Source organism: Variovorax boronicumulans NBRC 103145, assembly GCF_001591345.1.
GTDB classification, from domain to species: domain Bacteria; phylum Pseudomonadota; class Gammaproteobacteria; order Burkholderiales; family Burkholderiaceae_C; genus Variovorax; species Variovorax boronicumulans.
This window is the reverse complement of the sequence record NZ_BCUS01000196.1, coordinates 1-7,064: the sequence shown is the minus strand read 5'-3', so window position 1 is coordinate 7,064 and position 7,064 is coordinate 1. Positions and strand designations below refer to the sequence as shown.

At 66.1% G+C, this 7,064-nt stretch carries 9 protein-coding genes; 7 read left to right on the top strand and 2 right to left on the bottom strand.

The window, feature by feature from the left end; genetic code table 11:
• A partial coding sequence (locus tag VBO01S_RS30225; protein ID WP_255221246.1) for a LysR family transcriptional regulator occupies positions 1–348 on the bottom strand: 348 nt, incomplete at its 3' end.
• Positions 349–451: 103 nt separating this feature from the next.
• On the opposite strand from VBO01S_RS30225, the gene pcaH reads away from it, so the two are divergent.
• Both pcaH and pcaG read left to right on the top strand, forming a co-directional pair.
• Entirely contained in the window at positions 452–1,174 is a 723-nt protein-coding gene (gene pcaH / locus VBO01S_RS30220) for a protocatechuate 3,4-dioxygenase subunit beta (protein WP_062482599.1), read from the top strand.
• A 12-nt stretch (positions 1,175–1,186) separates the two neighbouring features.
• A complete protein-coding gene (gene pcaG / locus VBO01S_RS30215) occupies positions 1,187–1,798 on the top strand; it encodes a protocatechuate 3,4-dioxygenase subunit alpha (protein ID WP_062482596.1) in 612 nt (203 codons plus the stop codon).
• Between the two features lie 83 nt (positions 1,799–1,881).
• Here the strand turns inward: pcaG and VBO01S_RS30210 are convergent, their stop codons facing one another.
• Positions 1,882–2,574 (bottom strand): c-type cytochrome, encoded by a 693-nt coding sequence (locus VBO01S_RS30210; RefSeq protein ID WP_062482594.1) that lies wholly within the window; start codon positions 2,572–2,574, stop codon positions 1,882–1,884.
• 150 nt (positions 2,575–2,724) lie between these two features.
• On the opposite strand from VBO01S_RS30210, the gene VBO01S_RS30205 reads away from it, so the two are divergent.
• The 5 genes from VBO01S_RS30205 to VBO01S_RS30185 all read left to right on the top strand — a co-directional run.
• Positions 2,725–3,579 (top strand): AAA family ATPase, encoded by an 855-nt coding sequence (locus tag VBO01S_RS30205; protein ID WP_062482592.1) that lies wholly within the window; start codon positions 2,725–2,727, stop codon positions 3,577–3,579.
• Between the two features lie 3 nt (positions 3,580–3,582).
• Complete coding sequence (locus VBO01S_RS30200; RefSeq protein WP_062482590.1) at positions 3,583–3,831, top strand: hypothetical protein; 249 nt, start codon at positions 3,583–3,585, stop codon at positions 3,829–3,831.
• Positions 3,832–3,877: 46 nt separating this feature from the next.
• Complete coding sequence (locus tag VBO01S_RS30195; protein WP_062482587.1) at positions 3,878–4,465, top strand: GNAT family N-acetyltransferase; 588 nt, start codon at positions 3,878–3,880, stop codon at positions 4,463–4,465.
• A gap of 21 nt (positions 4,466–4,486) precedes the next feature.
• Entirely contained in the window at positions 4,487–5,674 is a 1,188-nt protein-coding gene (locus VBO01S_RS30190; RefSeq protein ID WP_062482585.1) for a vWA domain-containing protein, read from the top strand.
• A gap of 127 nt (positions 5,675–5,801) precedes the next feature.
• Positions 5,802–7,064: autotransporter assembly complex protein TamA (locus tag VBO01S_RS30185; protein WP_255221245.1), on the top strand; the 1,263-nt coding region annotated here is incomplete at its 3' end.

Below are 7,064 nucleotides of genomic sequence, written 5' to 3'. Positions count from 1 at the left end.
GGCGCCGATGCGCAGGCGCTCGATGCGCCCGCCCGCCGCCGGCGCCACGGCCTGCGCGCTGGCGTCGAGCGCCTCGAGCACGCGCAGGGCGTGGGCCAGCAGCTGTTCACCGGGCGGCGTGAGGCCCTGCACGCCGCGGCGCCCGGCCTGGCTGCGTTCCACCAGACGGGTGCCGACCACGGCCTCGAGCTCCGACAGCGTCTTGGACACCGCCGGCTGGCTCAGCGCCAGCCGCTCGGCCGCGCGCGCCAGGTGGCGCTCCTGCGCGACCGCGACGAAGGCGCGCAGGTGCCGCAGCTGCACGTTGCGCACGAAATCCTGGCGAAGCTCGGCGGGAGACTTTTTCAATGCCTTCTGGTTATTGAAACTGGAACAATCTTCAATTTACATCATTGATTGCGACTTCTACAGTGCGGGCTTCGGATTCGTCCCACGACAGGAGACAACGTACATGACCAAGACCAGCGGCGTTCAGCCCACCCTCACCCCGCGCGACTGGGACGCCCACCCCAGCTACATCTACCCCGGCTACAAGTCGACCGGCAAGCGCGGCCCGCAGAAGCCGCTCATTCCGCTGAAGGCCTCGCTCGGCGAGCTGCAGCAGCCGGTGTACGGCCACGACAGCATCGGCGAGTTCGACCACGACCTCACGCGCAACGCGCGCGTCAACGGCGAGCCGCTGGGCGAACGCATGATCCTCACGGGCCAGGTGCTCGACGAGCGCCGCCGCCCGGTGGCCAACACGCTGGTCGAGCTGTGGCAGGCCAACGCCTCGGGCCGCTACGTGCACAAGGTCGACCAGCACGACGCCCCGCTGGACCCCAACTTCCTGGGCGCGGGCCGCTGCCTGACCGACAGCGAAGGCCGCTACCGCTTCCTCACCATCAAGCCCGGCGCGTATCCCTGGGGCAACCACCCGAACGCCTGGCGTCCGCAGCACATCCACCTGTCGCTGTTCGGCCAGAGCTTCGCCAGCCGCCTCGTGACGCAGATGTACTTCCCCGGCGACCCGCTGCTGCAGTACGACCCGATGGTCACCGGCACGCCCGAGCGCTACCGCAACCGCCTCATTGCCGACTTCAGCCTCGACATCACCGAGGAAGGCTACGCCCTGGGCTACCAGTTCGACATGGTGCTGCGCGGCGCCGATGAAACGCCGTTCGAGAACCGCTGAAAGGAATTCCCCATGCCATTGATGACCGCACAGGAAGCCGACTTCGGCCAGACGCCCTCGCAGACCGTGGGCCCCTACTTCGCCTACGGCCTCACCGCCACGCAGTACGGCTACAACTTCAACCAGCCCTTCGACGCCGTGCTGGCGCTGGACACCGCCAGCGGCCAACGCATCCGCCTCGAAGGCCGCGTGATCGACGGCGACGGCAACCCGATCAACGACGCGCTGGTCGAGATCAGCCAGCCCGACGGCGAAGGCCGCTACCCGCAGACGCCCGACGAGGCACGCGCCCTGGGCTTTCGCGCCTTCGGCCGTGTCGGCACGGGCACCGATGCGCAAAACCGCTTCGTGTTCCACACCGTCAAGCCCGGCGCCGAAACGCCCGGTGAAGCCCCGCACATCAACATGATCGTGCTCATGCGCGGCCTGCTGCTGCATGCCTTCACACGCGTGTACTTCAGCGACGAGGCCGAAGCCAATGCGAAGGACGCCGTGCTGCAGAGCGTGCCGGCCGAGCGCCGCCACACGCTGATCGCCGAGCGCGTGGAGCAAGGCGGCGCGGTGACGTACCGCTTCGACATCCGCATGCAGGGCACGGACGAGACGGCCTTCTTCGACGTCTGACCCCCGGGAAAATCCGGACGAAAAAAAGCCCGCTGATGCGGGCTTTTTCTTTGGGGCAGCGGGTCGATGCCCGTCTGTCTGGCTTACTGAGGCGCGTGATGCAGGCGCGATTCAGGCACGACCTTCAGTTCGCCAGGCAGCGAGCTGATGTAGGTGGCCAGCGTCTTCAGCTCGGCGTTGGTGAACTTCTTGGGTTCGACCTGCGCGGCCATCACGGCGTTGGAGCGGCCCAGGTGGGGGTTGTTCTTCACGCGGTACGACTTCAGCGCCACGAACAGGTAGTCGGCGTGCTGGCCGGCCAGCTTGGGCACGGTGCCGTCGTTCGGCGTGTTGAAGTTGGCACCGTGGCACTTGGTGCAGCTGTTGTCCTTGTCGCGCGCGATGAGCGCCTGGACGTTCTCGGACGCAGCCTTGGCCGGGGTGGCCGCAGGCGCGTCGCCTTCCTTCACGCCCAGCTGGCTGTAATAGGCCGCAAGGTCGGCGATGTCCTGTTCGGTGAGGGTGTCGGCGATGGCGCGCATCGTCGGGTGCTTGCGGTCACCGCCCTTGTACGCGGTGAGCGCGGAGGAGATGTACGTGGCGCTCTGGCCCGCGATCATCGGGACCTTGTGGATCTCGGGGAAGCTCGCCTGGTAGCCGATGATGCCGTGGCAACCCACGCACATCTGGACCTTCTTGGCTCCGTCCTGGGCCTTGCCAGTGACTTGTTGGGCTTGGGCCGAGACCGTCACGCAAGCGACAGCAAGGGCAAACATCGTGGTCAACAACTTGTTCATTTTGCGCGCACAATCTCGTGGAGATACAGTTTTTCGAATCAACATTCGATTATATGCAAGGGTCCCACGGGAACCTCGCGCGGGCTGCACAAGAGACTGCGCAATGCAGATCGAGTGTGTTCTTTTCTCCACCCTGCCTCCGCTCCACTCATGAAATTCAAGGGCTCAGACAACTACGTCGCCACTCAGGACCTGATGCTGGCGGTCAATGCGGCCATCACACTCCAGCGTCCCCTGCTCGTCAAGGGCGAGCCCGGCACCGGCAAGACCATGCTGGCCGAGGAAGTGGCGCAAGCGCTCGACATGCCGCTGCTGCAGTGGCACATCAAGTCGACCACCAAGGCGCAACAGGGCCTGTATGAATACGACGCCGTGAGCCGCCTGCGCGACTCGCAGCTGTCCGACGTGGACGGCGGCGAGCGCGTCAAGGACATCCAGAACTACATCGTCAAGGGCGTGCTGTGGCAGGCCTTCACGGCCGACAAGCCGGTGGCACTGCTGATCGACGAGATCGACAAGGCCGACATCGAATTCCCGAACGACCTGCTGCGCGAAATCGACCGCATGGAGTTCTACTGCTACGAGACGCGCGAACTCATCCGCGCCAAGCACCGTCCGCTGGTGTTCATCACCTCGAACAACGAGAAGGAACTGCCCGACGCCTTCCTGCGCCGCTGCTTCTTCCACTACATCAAGTTCCCCGATGCCGAGACGATGAAGCACATCGTCGCCGTGCACTTCCCGAACCTGAAGCAGGAGCTGCTCACGTCCGCGATGAAGACCTTCTACGACGTGCGCAACCTGCCCGGCCTGAAGAAAAAGCCCTCGACCTCCGAGCTGCTCGACTGGCTCAAGCTGCTGGTGGCCGAAGACATTCCGCTCGAAGCCCTGCAGAGCAAGGACGACAAGGTCGCCGTGCCGCCGCTGGTGGGCGCGCTGCTCAAGAACGAACAGGACGTGACCCTGTTCGAGAAGCTCGTCTTCATGCAACGCAACAACCGCTAGGCCATGAGCCGGCAACCGCATTCCACCAAGCAGCTGATGAAGCTGGGCATCGCCCAGGCGGTGCTGTTCGTGGTGGGCGCGCTGATCGGGCGCGGGATCGGGCTGCTGCTCGGACTCGACGCCTTCGCCACCGACAGCAAGTACGGCACGCGCGAGATCGTCGGCATTGCGTTGATCGGCCTGGGCGGCGGCGCCGGTGCGCAGGCCGCGCGCGCGTGGTACGTGCACAAGTACGGCGACCCGCGCGGCTGAGCCCCAGATCCACCGAGACCTGCACGGAGATACGGAGAGTTTGCACATGGCGTTCGTCGAACCCGTCACGCTGAAGGCCCGCGGCCTCGCGCTGGTGCCGCTGGCACTCACCCACGAAGACGGCCTGCGCGCCGCGGCCGCCGACGGCGAGCTGTGGAAGCTGCGCGTCACCTCCGTGCCCGAGCCGCAGCACACGCGTAGCTACATCGAGACCGCCCTGAAGACGGCCGATCGTTTCGCCTTCGCCGTGACCGACGAAGCCAGCGGCACCGTGCTGGGCAGCACGAGCTTTCACGACATCCTGCCGGGCGTGAAGCGCGTCGAGATCGGCTACACCTGGTACGCCGAGCGCTGCCAGCGCACCCACGTCAACACCACCTGCAAGCTCCTGATGCTCACGCACGCGTTCGACACGCTGGGCTGCAACGTGGTGGGCTGGCGCACTGACAACTTCAACTTCGCCTCGCAGCGCGCCATCGAGCGCCTGGGCGCGAAGAAAGACGGCGTGATCCGCGGCCACGTGATGCGCCGCGACGGCACCATCCGCGACACCGTCATGTACAGCCTGCGCGCGGGCGAATGGCCCGAGGTGAAGGCCCAGCTGCTGTACCTGCTCGACAAGCCGCGCGGCTGAACGAAACACAAGGAGCGCTCCATGCTCATCGACTTCTTCTACACCCTGCGTTCGGCCAAGCTGCCGGTGTCGGTCAAGGAATACCTCACGCTGCTCGAGGCGCTCAAGTCCGACGTGGTGGGCCCGAACTCCGACGGTGCCTACGGCATCGACGACTTCTACTACCTCTCGCGCACCGCGCTCGTGAAGGACGAGAAGCACTACGACAAGTTCGACCGCGCCTTCGCCGCCTACTTCAAGGGCGTCGAGATGCTCACCGACTTCACCAAGGAAGTGCCGCTCGACTGGCTCAAGAAGACGCTGGAGCGCGAGTTCACCGCCGAAGAAAAAGCCAAGATCGAGAAGATGGGCTGGGACGAGCTCATGGAAACGCTCAAGAAGCGCTTCGAAGAGCAGAAGGAACGCCACGAAGGCGGCAGCAAGTGGATCGGCACCGGTGGCACCTCGCCCTTCGGCAACGGCGGCTACAACCCGCAGGGCATCCGCATCGGCGGCGCCGGCAAGAACCGCAGTGCCGTGAAGGTGTGGGACCAGCGCGCCTACAAGGACTACGACGACACGCAGGAACTGGGCACGCGCAACATCAAGGTCGCGCTGCGGCGCCTGCGCAAGTTCGCGCGCGAAGGCCACGAGGAAGAGCTGGACCTGGACAACACCATCCACTCGACCGCCGCCAATGCCGGCTACCTCGACATCAAGATGCGGCCCGAGCGCCACAACAACGTCAAGGTGCTGCTCTTGATGGACGTGGGCGGCACGATGGACGAGCACATCCAGCGCGTCGAAGAACTGTTCTCGGCCGTGAAGACCGAGTTCAAGCACCTGGAGTTCTACTACTTCCACAACTGCGTCTACGACTTCATGTGGAAGAACAACAAGCGCCGCTTCTCCGAGAAGTTCGCGACCTGGGACATCCTGCGCAAGTACAACAAAGACTACAAACTCATCTTCGTGGGCGACGCCACGATGAGTCCTTACGAAATCTTGCAACCTGGCGGCAGCGTCGAATACAACAACGAAGAGGCCGGCGCCGAGTGGATCCAGCGCCTCACGCACACCTTCCCCAAGTTCGCCTGGATCAACCCCGAGCCCCAGGGCGTGTGGCAGTACCGCCAGAGCATCGCGGTGATGCAGCAGCTCATGTCCAACCGCATGTACCCGCTCACGCTGCGCGGCCTCGAAGAGGCGATGCGCATGCTGTCCAAGTAACCCGCGGCCCCGCACAAGTGGGGGGCAGCCGCCACACGGGTGCTGTCAGAATGCCCCCATGGTCAGGGTGGCATCCGTTCTTTCGCCGGCGTTGTGGCCGGCTTTGCTTTTTTCCGGCGTCCTGCTTTTGCAAGGCTGCAGCCTGCTGCCTAAAAAAGAGGCGGCGGACACCGGTGCGTCCACCGCGGGCGTGGTGCGCAGCGGCGACAGCAACGGAGACACCGCCAAGGACGACGACAAGGCCAAGGCCGACGGCCGGCGCAACGCCTTCACGGTCGATGTGCGCGGCCCCGAGACCGAGCGCGACTACCTCGCGCGCCACCTCGAGATCCAGCGCTACCGCGAGCTCGACGACCTGGGCGTGACCGAGGTCTCGCGCCTCATGGTCGCGGCCGAGGCCAATGCGCGCGAGCTGCTGGGCACGCTGGGCTACTTCACGCCCACGCTCACGCTCGAACTCAACGAAACACCCGACAGCACCGAGGCCCCGCGCGAGGTCGTCATCACCGTGGCGCCCGGCGAGCGCACCAAAGTGTCGACCGTGCAGATCCGCTACGCCGGCCAGATCGCCAACGACCCCAGCGCCGAAGCGCAGCGCGACGCCATCCGCACCGGCTGGGCGCTGCGCGCCGGCGAGCCCTTCACGCAAGGGGCATGGGACGACGCCAAGACCACCGCGCTGCGCAGCCTCACGGCCAAGCGCTTTCCCACCGGCAGCGTGGAGATCAGCCGCGCCGAGATCGACGCCGACCGCCACGAGGCCCGACTCGGCGTGACCTACCAGTCGGGCCCGGCCTACAAGTTCGGCCCGCTGGTGCTGCGCGGCGTGGAGCGCTACGACGCCGACGCCGCGCGCCGCATCGCGCGCCTGCCCACCGGCACCGACTACGACCAGCAGAAGCTGCTCGACGCCCAGCAGCGCCTGGCCAGCAGCGGCTACTACGACTCGGTGTTCCTCACGCTCGACACCGACAGCCACACGCCGCTGGCCGCGCCCGTGATCGCGCAGCTGCGCGAGGCGCCGCTGCAGAAGGTGGTGATGGGCGTGGGCTTCACCACCGACAACGGCCCGCGCCTGTCGATCGACCACACCCACAACCGCATGCCGTTGCTCGGCTGGCGCGCCGTGTCGCGGCTCTCGCTGGACAACGACATCCAGTCGCTGGGCACCGAGTGGAACGCCGTGCCCGACGACCGCGGCTGGCGCTGGTTCGCCGGCGGCGAACTCAAGAGCGAGCAGTCGGGCAGCTACGTGGTCGACAGCGGCCGGCTGCGCGGCGGACGCAACAAGTCCAGCGACCACATCGACCGCAGCTACTTCCTGCAGTACGACTACGCCCACAACCGCGGCACCGACGCGCCGCCCTCGGCCTCGGCCGTCACCGCCAAC